Source organism: Anaeromyxobacter terrae, assembly GCF_022690685.1.
Lineage (GTDB): Bacteria > Myxococcota > Myxococcia > Myxococcales > Anaeromyxobacteraceae > Anaeromyxobacter > Anaeromyxobacter terrae.
Genome location: NZ_JALCYY010000053.1, coordinates 18947 through 33477, shown reverse-complemented (window position 1 = coordinate 33477; position 14531 = coordinate 18947). Strand labels below are relative to the sequence as shown.

General features: G+C 74.5%; 8 protein-coding genes. 1 reads left to right on the top strand and 7 read right to left on the bottom strand.

What is annotated here, in order from left to right; all coding sequences use genetic code 11:
• Positions 1-170: 170 nt before the first annotated feature.
• The 6 genes from MNY62_RS19685 to fdh form a co-directional block, all read right to left on the bottom strand.
• Positions 171-710, bottom strand: coding sequence for a hypothetical protein (locus tag MNY62_RS19685; protein WP_242345618.1), 540 nt, complete (start codon positions 708-710; stop codon positions 171-173).
• A 149-nt stretch (positions 711-859) separates the two neighbouring features.
• Positions 860-2200: an OFA family MFS transporter gene (locus MNY62_RS19680; protein ID WP_242346057.1), complete on the bottom strand. Its 1341-nt coding sequence runs from the start codon at positions 2198-2200 to the stop codon at positions 860-862.
• A 23-nt stretch (positions 2201-2223) separates the two neighbouring features.
• On the bottom strand, positions 2224-3276 hold the full coding sequence (gene moaA / locus MNY62_RS19675; protein ID WP_242346056.1) for a GTP 3',8-cyclase MoaA: 1053 nt from the start codon (positions 3274-3276) through the stop codon (positions 2224-2226).
• The gene (gene nrfD / locus MNY62_RS19670) at positions 3260-4426 is read right to left on the bottom strand and encodes an NrfD/PsrC family molybdoenzyme membrane anchor subunit (RefSeq protein ID WP_242346055.1); all 1167 of its coding nucleotides are present in this window, start codon (positions 4424-4426) and stop codon (positions 3260-3262) included. Before nrfD ends, moaA begins: the two co-directional genes overlap by 17 nt.
• 3 nt (positions 4427-4429) lie before the next feature.
• Complete coding sequence (locus tag MNY62_RS19665; protein ID WP_242346054.1) at positions 4430-5362, bottom strand: 4Fe-4S dicluster domain-containing protein; 933 nt, start codon at positions 5360-5362, stop codon at positions 4430-4432.
• A 2-nt stretch (positions 5363-5364) separates the two neighbouring features.
• Positions 5365-8649 carry a formate dehydrogenase gene (gene fdh / locus MNY62_RS19660; protein ID WP_242346053.1) on the bottom strand — a complete coding sequence of 1095 codons (3285 nt, stop codon included), beginning with the start codon at positions 8647-8649 and terminating at the stop codon, positions 5365-5367.
• 170 nt (positions 8650-8819) lie between these two features.
• Between fdh and MNY62_RS19655 the strand changes: the two genes are divergently transcribed.
• Complete coding sequence (locus MNY62_RS19655) at positions 8820-10931, top strand: ATP-binding domain-containing protein (RefSeq protein WP_242346052.1); 2112 nt, start codon at positions 8820-8822, stop codon at positions 10929-10931.
• A 145-nt stretch (positions 10932-11076) separates the two neighbouring features.
• Here the strand turns inward: MNY62_RS19655 and MNY62_RS19650 are convergent, their stop codons facing one another.
• The gene (locus tag MNY62_RS19650; RefSeq protein WP_242346051.1) at positions 11077-14502 is read right to left on the bottom strand and encodes an aminotransferase class V-fold PLP-dependent enzyme; all 3426 of its coding nucleotides are present in this window, start codon (positions 14500-14502) and stop codon (positions 11077-11079) included.
• Between the last annotated feature and the right edge of the window lie 29 nt (positions 14503-14531).

The following is a 14531-nucleotide window of genomic DNA, read 5'->3' as shown; positions in this document are numbered from 1 at the left end:
TCGAGGTCGGGGTCGAGGTCGAGGTCGGGGTCGAGGTCGAGGTCGGGGTCGAGGTCGAGGTCGAGGTCGAGGTCGGGGTCGGGGCGGCTCAACGTCGACGTTCTCGACGCGAAACGCAGCGGGGCCCGCGCCACGGAAGCGCGGGCCCCGCCGATTCCTCATCCGCTCCTTCAGCGCTGCTGCTGCGTGCCCTGCGGCTCCGTCGTTCCCTTCGGCGCGTTCGCGCCGCCCTGCACCTCGATGCGGATCGCCTGGGGCGCGCCGTCCTTCTCGGTGAACGCGGCGCGCACCTGCGTCCCTTCCTTCAGGTCGCTCACGGTGCGCTGCTGCCCGTCGATGAGGACCGGCGTGTCCGCGCCGACGCGGAGCTTGATGTTCGGCTCGGCGCCGCCCTGGCGAACGACCACCTCCTGCGCGCTGGCGCTCACCACCGTGCCGCTCGCGGTGCGCTGGGCGCCCGCCGCGGCCGGCGGCTGCTGCGACGCCTGCGGGCCGGTCGCCGGCTGCTGCGTCGACGGCTGGGCGGCGCGCTCACGCTCGCCCCTTGCGAGCTGCGTGTCGGTCGGCGGCGCGCTCGGGCTGGTCGGCGAGACCGCTCCGCCGGTGTCGCGACGCGCCTGCCGGCTGTCGCCGCCCTCCCGCTGGCACGCGGCGGCGAGCAGAGCTGCGGCTCCGGCGGCGAGGTATGCACTTCGAGTCCAGGCTCCCATGTCGTCTCCCTCCGTCGAGTAAAGCTGGTGATCGCGACGGCGCCGTGCGCCCCGGCCCGATCGGCGGGCGCCGCGGGTGAACGGCGCCCGCTGGGCCGGGTGCCCCGCGCGGCGGCGGGTCGAGCCGTCGGGGCGCCCTCGGCGCAGGCTCAGGCGTGGGCGCGGCGGTGCGGGAAGAGGTGCGCCCAGCGCTCGGCGCGCTCCCGCGATGCGCCCGGACGGCGGGTCACGATGGGCAGGATCGCCGCCACGAGCAGGACGACCGCGATGACGGGCAGCGCGCCGGAGAACGAGCCGGTCGCGTCCTTCACGAGCGCGACGAAGATCGGCCCGGCGACGCCGCCGACGCCCCACGCCAGCAGGATCCACCCATAGTTCACGCCCATGTACTTCGTGCCGAAGTAGTCGGCGGTGAACGACGGCATCGTGCCGAATCCGCCGCCGTAGTCGAGCAGCACGATCGCGAACAGGATCGCCACCACCGGGAGGGAGTGGATCCCGCCGACCACGAAGAAGATGACGACCTGCGAGCCGTAGATGAGGAGGTAGGCGGCGTTGCGGCCGATGCGGTCGGAGATGGCGCCCCAGAAGAAGCGACCGAGCCCGTTGAACAGCGCGATGAAGCCGTACACCGCGAGCGCGGTCTCGGGCGTGGTCCCGGTGAGCTCGCGCATGATCGGCACGGCGTTCGAGATGAAGAGGATGCCGGCGGTGACGTTCAGGAAGAGCATCATCCAGAGCGCCCAGAACTGCGGCGTCCGGAGCGCCTCGGAGGGCGGGTAGTCGCGGGTGGCGCGCGCCGCGGCCGCGGGCGTCGCGGCCGCCGCGGGGACCGTGCCGGGAGGCGGGTTCCGGATCACGAGGGCGCAGAGCGCCCCGAGGACGGCGAAGACGATCCCCGACACGATGAAGGTCCGCATGATCGTGCCGGTCGCGCCGGCGGAGAGCGCCGCGGTGCTCGCCCCTCCGGCCCGCGCCGCGAGGACGCGCCCCGCCTCGCGCGACGCGTCGGCGAACGCGGGGACCGCCTTCAGGATGTTGTTGTAGAAGAACGCGCCGAGCCCGAAGCCCATCACCACCATTCCGCTCCCGAGCCCGCGCCTGTCCGGGAACCACTTCGTCACCGCGGCGACGGGCGTCACGTAGCCGAGGCCGAGGCCGAGCCCGCCGATGACGCCGTAGGTGAGGTAGATCCAGGGCGCTCCGAGCGCCGTGGTGCCGAGCCCCGCGAGCACGTTGCCGAGCCCCCACAGGAGGAGTCCGGTCACCGCCACCGGGCGCGGACCCTTCACGTCCTGCCAGCGCCCCCCGATCACCGCGCCGATGCCGAGGAAGAGGATGGCGAGCGCGAACGTCCAGGTGGTGGTCGTGTTGGACCAGCGGAAGGCCGCGATGAGCGGCTGGGTGAACAGGCTCCACGAGTACACCGTGCCGAGGCACGCCATCGCGACCGTGCCCGCTGCGGCGATGAGCCAGCGATTCGACGTCATCACGTCTCCCTCCGGCGGACCGCCTAGCCCCCGATGCCGCGCATCGCCAGCAGCACGAGCCCGGCGCCCGCCTCCTCCATGCGGTGGCGCGGCGCCTTCCGCCCCAGCGCGCCCGCCACCGCCTCGGCGAGCGCCTCGTCCCGGTCGCCCGCCCGCATCCGATCCCTGAGCTGTACCCGATCCTCGCCGCCGAGGCAGGCCTGGAACCCGCCGTCCGCCGCGATCCTCGCCCGGTTGCAGTCCTCGCAGAAGTTCTCGGTCATCGCGCCGATGAAGCCGACGAGCCCCTCGCGGCCATCTCGATCCCGGCCGCGCATGTGGCGGGCCGGTCCCCAGCCGCGGAAGACGTCCGGGGCGAGCGTGAAGCCTGCCTCCGTGAGCCGCCTGCGAACCTCCGAGAGCGGCACCGGCACGCCCCCGCCGAAGGGCATCTGCTCGATGAAGCGGGGCAGGGCGCCGCGATCCCAGGCATAGCGCACGAGCGCCGCCACCTCGTCCTCGTTCACGCCGGGCATCACGACGGTGTTGATCTTGAGCGAGCGGAACCGCCCGGCCGCCGCGTCGATGCCGGCGAGGATGCGGTCGAGCCGCGCCGCCTGGCCGGAGACGCCGCGGAGCCGCTCCGGCGCGAGCGTGTCGAGGGAAACGTTGAGCGCGCCGAGCCCCGCCGCCTGGAGCGGCTCGACGAGCTCGGCGAGGCGGTGGCCGTTCGTGGTGATGGCGACGTCCTCGATCCCCGGCGTCGCAGCGGCGTCCGCCACGATCTCGACGACGTCCTTGCGCAGGGTCGGCTCGCCGCCGGTGAGTCGGATGCGCCGCACGCCCAGCGCGGCGAAGAGCCGGAACAGCCGGGCGAGCTCCGCTCGCGAGAGGAGCGCGTCCGGCGGCTCGTGCGCCGCCGGAGAGCAGTAGGTGCACCGGAAGTTGCAGCGGTCCGTGAGCGACACCCGGAGGTAATGGATGTTGCGACCCTGGGCGTCGACGAGCTTCCCCGCCGGCGGGCGCGCGGCGTTCACGCAGCCCTCGGCGGAGCGCGGAGCGGCCTCCAGCGTCACGAGCTCAGGGGTTCGCTCCATGCTCCACCGATTCCTGGCCCGTCGCGTCGATCCCGCGCGGTGCGGGCATCGGTCCGGGCGCCTCCCCCTTCCTAGCGAGGTCGGCGGCGCCGCGCCCAGCGCGCTGCAACGCGAACGTGGCGTGCGGATCCCGGGCGGAGGCATGCCCCGCGGCCACCACCCCGAACCGCAGCGCGAGGGTCCCGAGCGTCCCGAGGACCCCCGAGGCGATCCGCAGCGCGGGGGAGGCGCGGCGGACGAGGTCGACCACCGCCGATGCGCCGAGCAGCACGCGCGCGCCGCGCAGGAGGGCGCCCGACGCACCGCGTCGGAGAGGCCGCTCCACCCGCTCGAGGCCGGCCTCGCGGTGCAGCGCCCACGAGAGCGCGAGCTCGCCGCCCTTCGCGACCAGCCCGAACCGCCGAGCCATCTCGCCGCCCGGCCCGCGTGGCCGCCACAGGTCGAGCGCCGCGCCCGCGCTCACCGCCCCGGAGAAGGCGAACAGCATCGGCAGCGTGTTGCGAGTCTCCTGCCACACCGGCACGGCGGTGTTCGCGAGCAGGACGCCGGTGTAGCCGACGAGCGGGAGGCCCACCACCCCTGCTGCGATCCCCGCCGCGTCGGCCGCGCGCCGGAGCGGGCGCGGTGCCGGGAGGAGCGCCGGCAGCGCGGCCGCGCCGCTGAGCGCGCCGAACGTGGCGAGCACCCAGGTGCCCATGTTCATCGGCGAGGTCGGCCGGAAGACCCGCATCATCGCGAGGAACCGCGCCGGCCGGCCCAGGTCGGCGATGAGGAACCCGGCGCTCGCGACCGCCCCGCCCACCGCGATCGCCCGGCACCGGCGCACGAGCGGCCAGGTCCCGCGGCCGCCCGCGAGCTGCGCCGCCGCGCCCAGGACCCCGCACGCTCCGGCGAGCCCCCCGGTGTAGAAGTACGCCGGGATCATCCACCTCCAGACCGGCTCCTTCAGCACCGGCAGCCCGTGGTAGCTCGGCCCCTCCGCCTCGTCCGCGGGCGCCGCCTCCCGCTCCGCGCGCGCGAGCGCGGCCGCCGCGAGCCGTGGCGAGGCGCGCTGCCCGGAGGCCTCGCCGGTGAGGCGCCCCACCTCCGGATCCACGTTCCGCCCGTCGCGGAGCGCCGTCTCACGCCTCAGCGGATCCATCGCGTCCATCGATCACGCCCTCCGCGCGGAGAACACCGCGCCCATGGCGAGCGCCGCGAGCGAGAGCACGCCCGCGGCCATCGACCGCCACGACCGCACGATCTTGGCGGTGGGCACCACCGGATCGGGCGGAAGGTTGTAGACCTCGGGGCGATCGCAGAGGAGGAAGAACGCGTGCAGCCCCTCGGTGCCGGGCTGGCTCGCGGCGTCCTCGCCGTACAGGTGCGCCTCGCCGACGCCCCGCGCGTGCAGCTGCTCGACCCGCCGGTGCGCCCGCGCGCGGAGATCGTCGAGCTCGCCGAACTGGATCGACGCGGTCGGGCAGGCCTTGGCGCAGGCGGGGACCATCCCGCCCTTCAGCCGGTCGTAGCAGAGCGTGCACTTCCAGGCGCGGCCGTCCTCCGCGCGCCGGTCGATGACGCCGAACGGGCAGGCCGAGACGCAGTAGCCGCACCCGTTGCACACGTCCGGCTGCACGTAGACCGAGCCGAACTCGGTGCGCACGATGGAGCCAGTGGGGCAGGCCTCCAGGCAGCCGGCGCGCTCGCAGTGCTTGCAGACGTCGGAGAGCATGAGCCAGGAGAACTTCCCGAGCGCGCGCTCGGTGGGCCCGAGCGGGACCGGCGTCTCGATGTGCGTCGGCTGGATGTCGTGGCCGAGCAGGCTCGTCGGACCGGGCTGGCCGGCGGGGAACAGCTCGCCGAACGCGCGCGGACCGCCCTCGACCCCGTCGCGCGGGCTCCCCTGGCCGGGCAGCTCCGCCGCTCGCTCGACGAACGCGACGTGGCGCCAGGTGGACGCGCCGAGCATGCCGGTGTTGTCGTAGCTCATCCCGGTGAAGTGGAAGCCGTCGTCGGGGAGCTGGTTCCACTGCTTGCACGCGACCTCGCACGCCTTGCAGCCGATGCAGAGCGTCGTGTCGGTGAAGAAGCCCATCCGCCGCATGGCTACTTCCTCGGCTCGGTCGGCGGGTGGCGGTGCGCGGTGCGGACCCCCGGCAGGTCGCGCCGCGGCGGCGCGCGCGGGGGCTCCGGCTGCCGGAGCTCGAGCCCGTCGGTGGCGGAGCGCCGCCCGAGCGAGTGGCGGCCCGCGCGGATGTTCGCGGTGAGCGCCTTCGACTCCTGGATGGAGACGTTCGGGTCGGCGACGAACGGGATGAGCTCGTTCGCCGGGTCGCCGCGCACGCGCCCGACGTAGCTCCAGTGGTAGGGGAGGCCGATCGTGTGGAGCGTCCGCCCCTTCACGCGGAGCGGCTTCATCCGCTCGGTCACGAGCACGCGGCACTCGATCTCGCCGCGCGCGGTCGTGACGGTCGCCCAGCGCCCGTTCACGAGCCCCTTCTCCGCCGCGAGCTCCGGCGAGACCTCGCAGAACATCTCGGGTTGCAGCTCGGAGAGCCACGAGAGCCAGCGGCTCATCCCGCCGGCGGTGTGGTGCTCGGTTAGCCGGTACGTCGTGACCACGTAGGGGAAGCGCGGATCGCCGAAGGCCCGGTGGTAGGGGTTGTCGGGCCGGTGCCACTCCATCCGCGCCGGGTTGCACTGCTGCGGGTAGAGCGGGTTCTCGAGGACGGATTCCTCCGGCTCGTAGTGGGTCGGGAGCGGCCCGTCGAGGAGCCCGGACGGCGCGAACAGCCAGCCCTTGCCGTCGGCCTGCATGATGAAGGGATCGTCGCCGGCGAGGGTCGCGATCCCCTCGGCGTCGGGCGGCGGCCGGTACGACGGCGGGCGGTCGGCGATGAAGTCCGGCACGTCGTAGCCGGACCACGCGCCCTTCTCCGCGTCCCACCAGACGTAGCGCTTCCGCTCGGACCAGGGGCGCCCCTCCGGATCCGCCGACGCGCGGTTGTAGAGGATGCGGCGGTTCGCGGGCCAGGACCAGCCCCACTCCGGCGCGACCCAGTGCTGCTCGCCCTGGGGCCGTCGCCGGGCGGGCTGGTTCACCCCGTCCTTGTAGCACCCGGAGTAGATCCAGCAGCCGCACGCAGTGGAGCCGTCGTCGGCGAGCTCCTTGAACCCCGCCACCGGCCTCCCGTCCGCGACGGTGAAGCCGTTCACCTCGCGCAGCACCGCCTCGGCGTCGGGGTCCTCGTCCTTCCCCTTCGTCGGGTAGTCCCAGGTGAGCGCCCGGATCGCCTCGGCGTTCGGCCCCGGCGACTCCGCGTAGAGCCGCTTGAGGCGCTTGCCGAGGTGGTACGTGAACCAGAGATCGCTCCGGCAGTCGCCGGCCGGCTCGATCGCGCGGTGGTGCCACTGCAGGCAGCGCTGCGTGTTCGTGAACGAGCCGTCCTTCTCGGTGTGCGCGGCGGCCGGGAAGAAGAACACCTCCGTCGGGATCTCCTCGGTCCGGACCTCGCCGCGCGCGATCTCCGGCGCCGTGCGCCAGAACTCGGCGGTCTCGGTGAGCGCGAAGTCGCGCACGACGAGCCAGTCGAGCTTGCGCAGGCCCTTGCGGTGGAGGCTCCCGTGCATCGAGCCGACGGTCGGGTTCTCGCCCACGACGAGGTACCCCTTCACCTTGCCGTCGGCCATCTCGGACACGGTCGTCATGTGCGAGTGGTTGCCGGAGAGGCGGGGCAGGAGATCGAACCCCCAGTCGTTCTCCCGCGTCGCCGCGTCGCCGAACCACGCCTTGAGGAGCGAGACGACGTACTTCGGCATCTCGCTCCACCAGCCCGAGGGCGAGCGGTTGTTCGCGACGTACCGCTCGAGCCCGCGGTCCGGCAGGAGGGAGTGCGGCATCGGCAGGTACCCGGGGAGCAGGTCGAACAGCGTCGGGATGTCGGTCGAGCCCTGGATCGAGGCGTGGCCGCGCAGCGCCATGATCCCGCCGCCCGGCCGGCCGATGTTGCCGAGGAGGAGCTGGAGGATCGACGCGGTGCGGATGTACTGGACGCCCACGGAGTGCTGGGTCCAGCCGACCGCGTAGCAGAACGCGCCGGTGCGCTCGCGACCCGAGTTCCGGCACAGCGTCTCGGCCACCTCGAGGAAGAGGGGCTCGGGGATCCCGCACGTCTCCGCCACCACCGCCGGCGTGTAGCGGGAGAAGTGGCGCTTGAGGATCTGGAAGACGCAGCGCGGGTGCTGCAGGGTCGGGTCGGTCCTCCGCTCGAGGATGTTCGCGCCGTGCAGCGGCACCTTCCCGGCGCCCTTCTCCGCGACGAGCTGCTTGTGGCCGGCGGCGGGCACCACCCCTTGGACGCCCTGGTACGACCAGGTCTCGGGGTCGTAGGTGTTCGACCTCGAGTCGAACCCGCTGAAGAGGCCCTCCAGGTCCTCGGTGTCCTGGAAGCGCTCGTCCACGAGCGTCGAGGCGTTCGTGTAATGGAGAACGTACTCCTTGAACCAGCGCTCGTTCTCGATGACGTGGCGGACGAGGCCGCCGAGGAAGGCGATGTCCGAGCCCGGGCGGATGGGGACGTGGAGGTCCGCCACCGCGCTCGTCCGCGTGAAGCGCGGGTCCACGTGGATGACGGTCGCGCCGCGGTTCTTCGCCTCCATCACCCAGCGGAAGGCGACCGGGTGGCACTCCGCCATGTTCGAGCCCTGCACGACGATCCAGTCGGCGTTCTGGAGATCGCCGGGGAAGGTCGTCGCGCCGCCGCGTCCGAACGAGATCCCCAGACCGGGGACCGTGGAGCTGTGTCAGATCCTGGCCTGGTTCTCCACCTGCACGATGCCGAGCGCGGTGTAGAGCTTCTTGAGGAGGTAGTTCTCCTCGTTGTCGAGGGTGGCGCCACCGAGGTGCGCGACCCCGAGCGTGCGCCGCACCCGCGCGCCGTGGTGCTTCGCGCCGGGATCCTCGATCCGCTCCTCGAACGTCTCGTCGCGGGAGCGCTTCACGCGCTCGGCGACCATGTCCATCGCCCGCTCGAGCGGGATCCGCTCCCAGGCCGTGCCGCCCGGGCGGCGGTAGAGGACGTGCTGCTCCCGGTGCGAGCCGGTGACGAGCTGGAAGGTGGCGGCGCCCTTCGGGCAGAGGCAGCCCTGGGACATCGGCGAGTCGGGATCGCCCTCGACGTCGATGATCCGCTCGTCCTTGACGTACACGAGCTGGCCGCAGCCGACCGCGCAGTACGGGCAGATGGAGCGGACCACGCGGTCCGCCGAGGCGGTGCGGGGCGCGAGCTCGCGCGTCCGCTCGCTCATCGCGCTCGCGCCGAGGCCGGAGCCGTCGCCGGAGACGAGCTGCCGTGCGACCGGCCATTCGGAGATGACGGGAAGCTTGGGCATCGGGTGAATCCCCCCGAGTCGAGAGGGTGATCACGCTCGGGGCGCGACGCCAGCGTCGGCCGCGACCCTGTCGCAGCGCGTCTTGCCGGAGGCGACGTCAGGGCGGAGGGTAGGATGCGCCGCCCGGACCGGCGTGCTGTCGTCCTGGCGCCGCGTTAAAGAGGTCGCCCTTGCCGAACCCGACGACAGAGTCGATCGCGCCCGCGCCCGAGTCCCTCGACGCCCGCGCGCGGGCCATCGTGGCCGAGGAGGAGGCGCTCCTGGCGGCGGTGCACGGGGCGCTCGGCGCCCGCGCCGCCGTCCGGGGGGAGGGCGACCTCGCCGGCCGGCTGCGCGAGCTGCGCGACGAGGCGCTCGAGTCCACCGCGAAGGACCTGCCGACCGTGTTCCAGGAGATGGGGCTCGTTCGCGCCGTGCTCGAGCGCCAGCGCCCCGACGGCTTCCCGGATCCGAGCGCCCCCTACTTCGCGCACCTGCGCGTGCGCGAGGGGGGCGAGGTCCGCGACTATTGCCTCGGCCGGCACACGTTCGTGGACCGGGGGGCGGGGGTGCGCGTGGTGGACTGGCGGTACGCGCCGATCTCCGCCCTCTTCTACCGCTACCGCGAGGGCGAGGAGTTCGAGGAGGCGTTCCCGGGCCGCGTGGCGGCCGGGGTGGTGGAGGCGCGCCGCGTGGTGGTGGTGGACCGCGGGGTGCTCACCCGCGTCTCGGCGGGAGAGCTGACCGTCGCGCGCGGCGCCGACGGTGTATGGCGGCGGCTCGCGGTGGAGGGGGCCGCCCTCGGCGGCGGGGCGGGGAAGGCGGCGCGCGCGGGGGCGCTCGGGACCGGGGCTGGCGCGCGCGGGCGGGCGGCCGCCCCCGACATCACCGCGCTGCTCGACCCCGATCAGTTCGAGGCGGTCTCCGCGCCGCCGGATCGGCCGCTGCTCGTCATCGGCAGCGCCGGGAGCGGCAAGACCACGGTCGCGCTGCACCGCCTCGCGCGCATCGCGTTCGAGGACCCGCGGCGCTTCCCGCCCTCGCGCATGCAGGTGGTCGTTCCGGAGCTCGGGCTCGCGCAGCTCGCGGCGCGGCTCCTCGAGCCGCTCGGCCTCGACCGGGCGGCGGTCCGGACGCTGGACTCCTGGTCGCGCGGCGCGTTCCAGAGCGTCTTCCGCGCGCCACCGCCGCGCCTGTGCGCCGACACGCCCTCGCTCGTCTCGCGCCTCAAGCGCCACCCCGCGCTCTACGAGACGCTCCGGCGCCGCCCGCGGCTCGCCGGCGCGCGGCCGTCGCTCGCGAAGCTGCGCCAGGAGCTCGGCGACCTGTGCGTCGACCAGACGTTCCTCGCGGGCGTCGTCCGGGCGTCGCAGGGAGATCTCCCCACGACCGCCATCGAGGAGACGCTCCGGCATACGCGGCTGCAGCTTGCGCCGCCGCCCGACGACCTCGTGGCCGGCGTCGATCCCGACCGCCGCGAGACGCTCGACGGCCTCGGCCTCTCCGAGGACACCCCCGAGGCGATCGCCGGGACCCTCGACCCGGAGGACCTGCCCATCCTCCTGTTCCTCGCCACCCTGGGCGGTGCCGGGGGCGGCAGGTCGCTCGCGCACCTCGTCGTGGACGAGGCGGAGGACGTCTCCCTCTTCGAGCTGTTCGCGCTCGGGCGCCACCTCGACGGGCGGAGCGTGACGCTCGCCGGCGACGACGCGCAGCAGACGTTCTCCTCCTACGCCGGCTGGCCGCAGGCGCTCGCTGCGTTCGGGGCGGAGCGCGCCGCGACGGTGAGGCTCGAGACCACCTACCGCTGCCCGCGGCCCATCGCGGAGGCCGCCCACGCGATCCTCGGCCCGCTCGCGCCCGCCACGCCGCCGCGCGCCGGCCGCGACGGCGCGCCGGTGTCGCGCTTCGACTTCCCCACCGAGGCGCACGCGCAGCTCTTCCTCGTCGGCGCCGTCCGCGACCTCGTGGAGCGCGAGCCGGACGCCTCGGTCGCGGTGGTCGCGCACTCGGCCGAGGTGGCGCGGGCGTTCCATCGCCTCATCGCCGACATGCCCGAGGCGCGCCTCGCGCTCGACGGCCGGTTCTCGTTCCGGCCGGGCGTGGACGTCACCGACGTCGCGAGCGTGAAGGGGCTCGAGTTCGACTACGTCGTCGTGCCCGACGCCTCCGTCCGCGCCTACCCCGACGCCGACGAGGCCCGCCGCCGGCTGCACGTCGCCGTCACGCGCGCGGCGCACCAGCTCTGGATCGCCGCGCCGGGCACGCCCTCGCCGCTCCTGCGCGCGATCCCGCCGGCCTGATGGCCCTGGCCGTTCGTGTCGATCCCGACTGCTCGCGGTTCGACAGGCTCACCGCGAGCGGAGTCGTCAGTAGCCGCTCGCCCTGAGCCTGTCGAAGGGCGAGGCGTGGGGGGCTCGCCTCGCCGCATCACGGCCACGAGGTTCCTCACCGGCACGCGAGGAACCGCACCGCCGCGCGCGAGGCGGCGAGCGTGTCGGAGATCCGGGCGAGCGCCTCGTCCACGTCCGCCTCGGTCTGCCCTGCGCCGAGGGAGAAGCGCACCGAGCAGTGCGCGTCCTCGGCCGTGAGCCCCATGGCGAGGAGCGTGCGCGACGGCTCGGGATCGCCGGAGTGGCAGGCCGAGCCGGACGAGAAGTGCACGGCGCGGCGGCCGAGCGCGAGCACGAGCGACTCGCCGCGGATCCCGGGCAGGGTCACGTCGAGCGTGGTCGCGATGCGGGCGCCGTCGCCGTTCCGCCGCGCGTCCGGGGCGAGCCTGAGCAGGCCCGCCTCGAGCCGGTCGCGCAGCGCCGCCAGCCGGTCCACCTCTCCGGAGGAGAGCCGCTGCACGGCGAGCTCGCAGGCGCGCCCGAACCCGACCAGGCCGGCGACGTTCTCGGTGCCCGAGCGCAGCCCGTGCTCCTGCCCGCCGCCGTGCACGAGCGGCTCGAGCGCGACGCCGGCGCGGACGTAGAGCGCGCCGACGCCCTTCGGCCCGTGGATCTTGTGCGCCGAGACGGTGAGGAGGTCCACGCCCAGCGCCTCCACGTCGAGGGGGACCTTCCCGAGCGCCTGGACCGCGTCGGCGTGGAGGAGCGCGCCGCGCGCGCGCACCGCCGGCGCGAGCGCCGCCACCGGCTGGATCGTCCCCACCTCGTTGTTCACGAGCATGAGCGAGACGAGCACCGTGTCGTCCCGCAGCGCGGCGAGGACCCGCTCCGGCGCGACGCGCCCGTCCCGCTCCACCGGCACGACGGTGAGCTCGAACCCCTGCGGCACGAGGGCACGGCACGCCTCCAGCACGGCGGGGTGCTCGATGGCGGTAGTGACGACGTGCCTTCCCCGTGCCCGGCGCGCCCAGGCGCCCCCCTTCACGGCGAGGTTGTCCGACTCGGAACCGGAGCCGGTGAACACCACGCGCCGCGCGGTGCACTCGAGCGCGCGGGCCACCTTTCGGCGCGCGTCCTCGACCGCGGCGCGCGCCTCGGCGCCGCGCGGGTGGACGCTCGACGGGTTCCCGAACGCGCCCGCGAGGAACGGCGCCATCGCCTCGGCGACCGCCGGCGCGAGCGGGGTGGTCGCGGCGTGGTCGAGGTAGATGGGGCGGAGCGCGACCGCCTCGATCCGCGGCCCATCCTCGCGCTCCGGCGCGCCGTTCGCCGCCGGCGCCGCCGCCACGCCGTCGGCGCGCCGCACCTCGCAGAGCAGCGCCTTGTAGACCGGGAAGCCCGAGATGGGATCGCACTGGGCGAGGTCGGTGAGGGCGTTCACGTTGCACGTGCGCCACGCCTCGCTCCCGAGCGGCCCGCCGCCGCCCATGCTCGCGTCGATCGCGCCGGGCACGAGATCCGGCGTCACGTGGGCGCGGAAGCGGGCGCGCCCGCGCGGCGTCTCGACCCACACCGGATCCCCGCCGGAGATCCCGCGCGCGGCCGCGTCCTCCGCGCTGAGGGTCGCGAGCGGCTCGGGCGAGAGCGCCGCGAGGCCGGGCACGCCATGGTGCTGGCTGCGGAAGTCGTGGAAGCCGCGCGCTCCGGAGTTGAAGACGAGCGGGTGACTGCGCGCGAGGTCGGGCCGGCTCGCCGGGCTCTCCGGCGGCTCGACGTAGACCGGCAGCGGGTCGTAGCCGTGCTCCGCGAGGATCGACGACGCGATCTCGAACTTCCCGGAGGGCGTGTCGAAGCCGGGCCTGCCGTCCGGCCGGAGGAGCCCCTTCTCCCACTTGCGATACTGCAGGAACGGGGCGGGCACCCGCGCCTCTCCCCCCGCCGCCCGCACCTGCTCGAGCGTGAAGCCGGTCCCCTCGAGCGCGTGGCGCAAGAGCGCCTCCTCGGACTGGGGATACAGATGCCCGTAGCCGAGCCGCTCGGCGAGCCCGGCCATGATGAGGAGGTCGTTGCGCGCGTCGCCCACGGGCGGCACGAGCGGCTCGCGGATCTTGAAGAGCGGCCCGTAGCGCATGTAGGAGGTGATCTCGTAGCCGGTCGCCGCCGGCAGGACGAGGTCCGCGAACGCCGCGTCCGCGGTGAGGAAGCGGTCGATGCAGACGAGGAAGTCGAGGCCGGCGAGCGTGCGGCGCCACAGCGCCGGCTCCGGCCAGGCGGTGAGGATCGACGCACCGTGCACGAGGAGCGCGCGGATCCGGTACGGATCGCCCTCGAGCACCGAGCGGGGCAGGGCGATCGCGTGAGACTCGCCGCGGTAGCGCGTGTAGAGGGGGAAGCGCTCGCGCCCGAGCGCCTTTCCGACGGCGGGGTTCGGCTGGAGGTGGCGGCGGTTCTGCGGGAACGCGCCGTCGCGCATGCGGAAGACGAGGCCGCCGGGGACGTCGAGCTGCCCGGCGAGGCCCCACAGCGTGAGGAGCGCGCGGATGGCCTGCACGCCGTTCCCGGAGTACTCGAGGCCGGTGTAGGTCACGGGGCACGCGCCGCGGGCGGCCGCGATGCGGCGCGCGAGGGCGCGGATGGTGCCGGCGGGCACGCCGGTGATCCCCTCGACGCGCTCCGGCCGGTAGTGCTGCGCGAGCCGGGCGAGCTCCTCGAAGCCGACGGTCCAGTCGCGCGCGAACCCCTCGTCGAAGAGCTCCTCCTCGATCAGCACCTCGACGAGGGCGAGCGCGAGCGCGCCGTCGGTGCCGGGGCGGATCGGGATCCACTCCGCGCCGACGGCCCGCGCGGTGTCGTTCCGGCGCGGGTCGATCGCGATCACCTGGGCGCCGCGCTGGCGGGCGCGCACGACCTGGTGGTGGGCCGTCGGCGGCGAGTCGGTCGCCGGGTTCGCCCCCCACAGGACGACGAGCTCGGCCTGGTCGAGGTCGGCGTCGAGGCCCTGCAGCATCGCGCCCATCGTGACGTGCGGCGCGATCATCGCGAAGGCGACGTAGCAGAGCGCGCCGACCCCGAGGGTGTTGGGCGAGCCGAACGGGAAGAGGACGCTCGAGGCGGACGAGACGGCGACGCCGGCCGGCTGGAACACGTCGCAGAGCGAGAGCTCGAACGCACCGCGGCCGGTGTAGATCGCGGTCGCCTCGGCGCCGTGCTCCCGCTTGATGGCCGAGAGGCGCCCGGCGAGGAGCGCGTAGGCGGCGTCCCAGGAGACGGGCTCGAACGCGTGTCGGCCCTTGGGGCCAGAGCGGCGGAGGGGCTGGCGCACCCGGTGGGGCGAGTGGACGATCTCGGGCGAGTGACGCCCGATCGTGCAGAGCATGCCGAGCGGGTGATCGGGCAGCGGCTCCACCCCGACGAGCCGATCGCCCTCGAGGTGGGCGCGCACCCAGCAGCCCGCGGGGCAGATGCCGCAGAGCCCGTCGCGAGCCCGGACGCCGCCGCCTGTCCGGCGCGTCCTGGTCTCCGGCGCCTCCGGTGCCCCCATCCCCACCTCCGGTCCGCAGATGGATGCGG

Coding starts and splice junctions, on each gene's coding strand:
- MNY62_RS19685 (WP_242345618.1), bottom strand. CDS start 710: ATGGGAGCCTGGACTCGAAGTGCATACCTCGCCGCCGGAGCCGCAGCT.
- MNY62_RS19680 (WP_242346057.1), bottom strand. CDS start 2,200: ATGACGTCGAATCGCTGGCTCATCGCCGCAGCGGGCACGGTCGCGATG.
- moaA (WP_242346056.1), bottom strand. CDS start 3,276: ATGGAGCGAACCCCTGAGCTCGTGACGCTGGAGGCCGCTCCGCGCTCC.
- nrfD (WP_242346055.1), bottom strand. CDS start 4,426: ATGGACGCGATGGATCCGCTGAGGCGTGAGACGGCGCTCCGCGACGGG.
- MNY62_RS19665 (WP_242346054.1), bottom strand. CDS start 5,362: ATGCGGCGGATGGGCTTCTTCACCGACACGACGCTCTGCATCGGCTGC.
- MNY62_RS19650 (WP_242346051.1), bottom strand. CDS start 14,502: ATGGGGGCACCGGAGGCGCCGGAGACCAGGACGCGCCGGACAGGCGGC.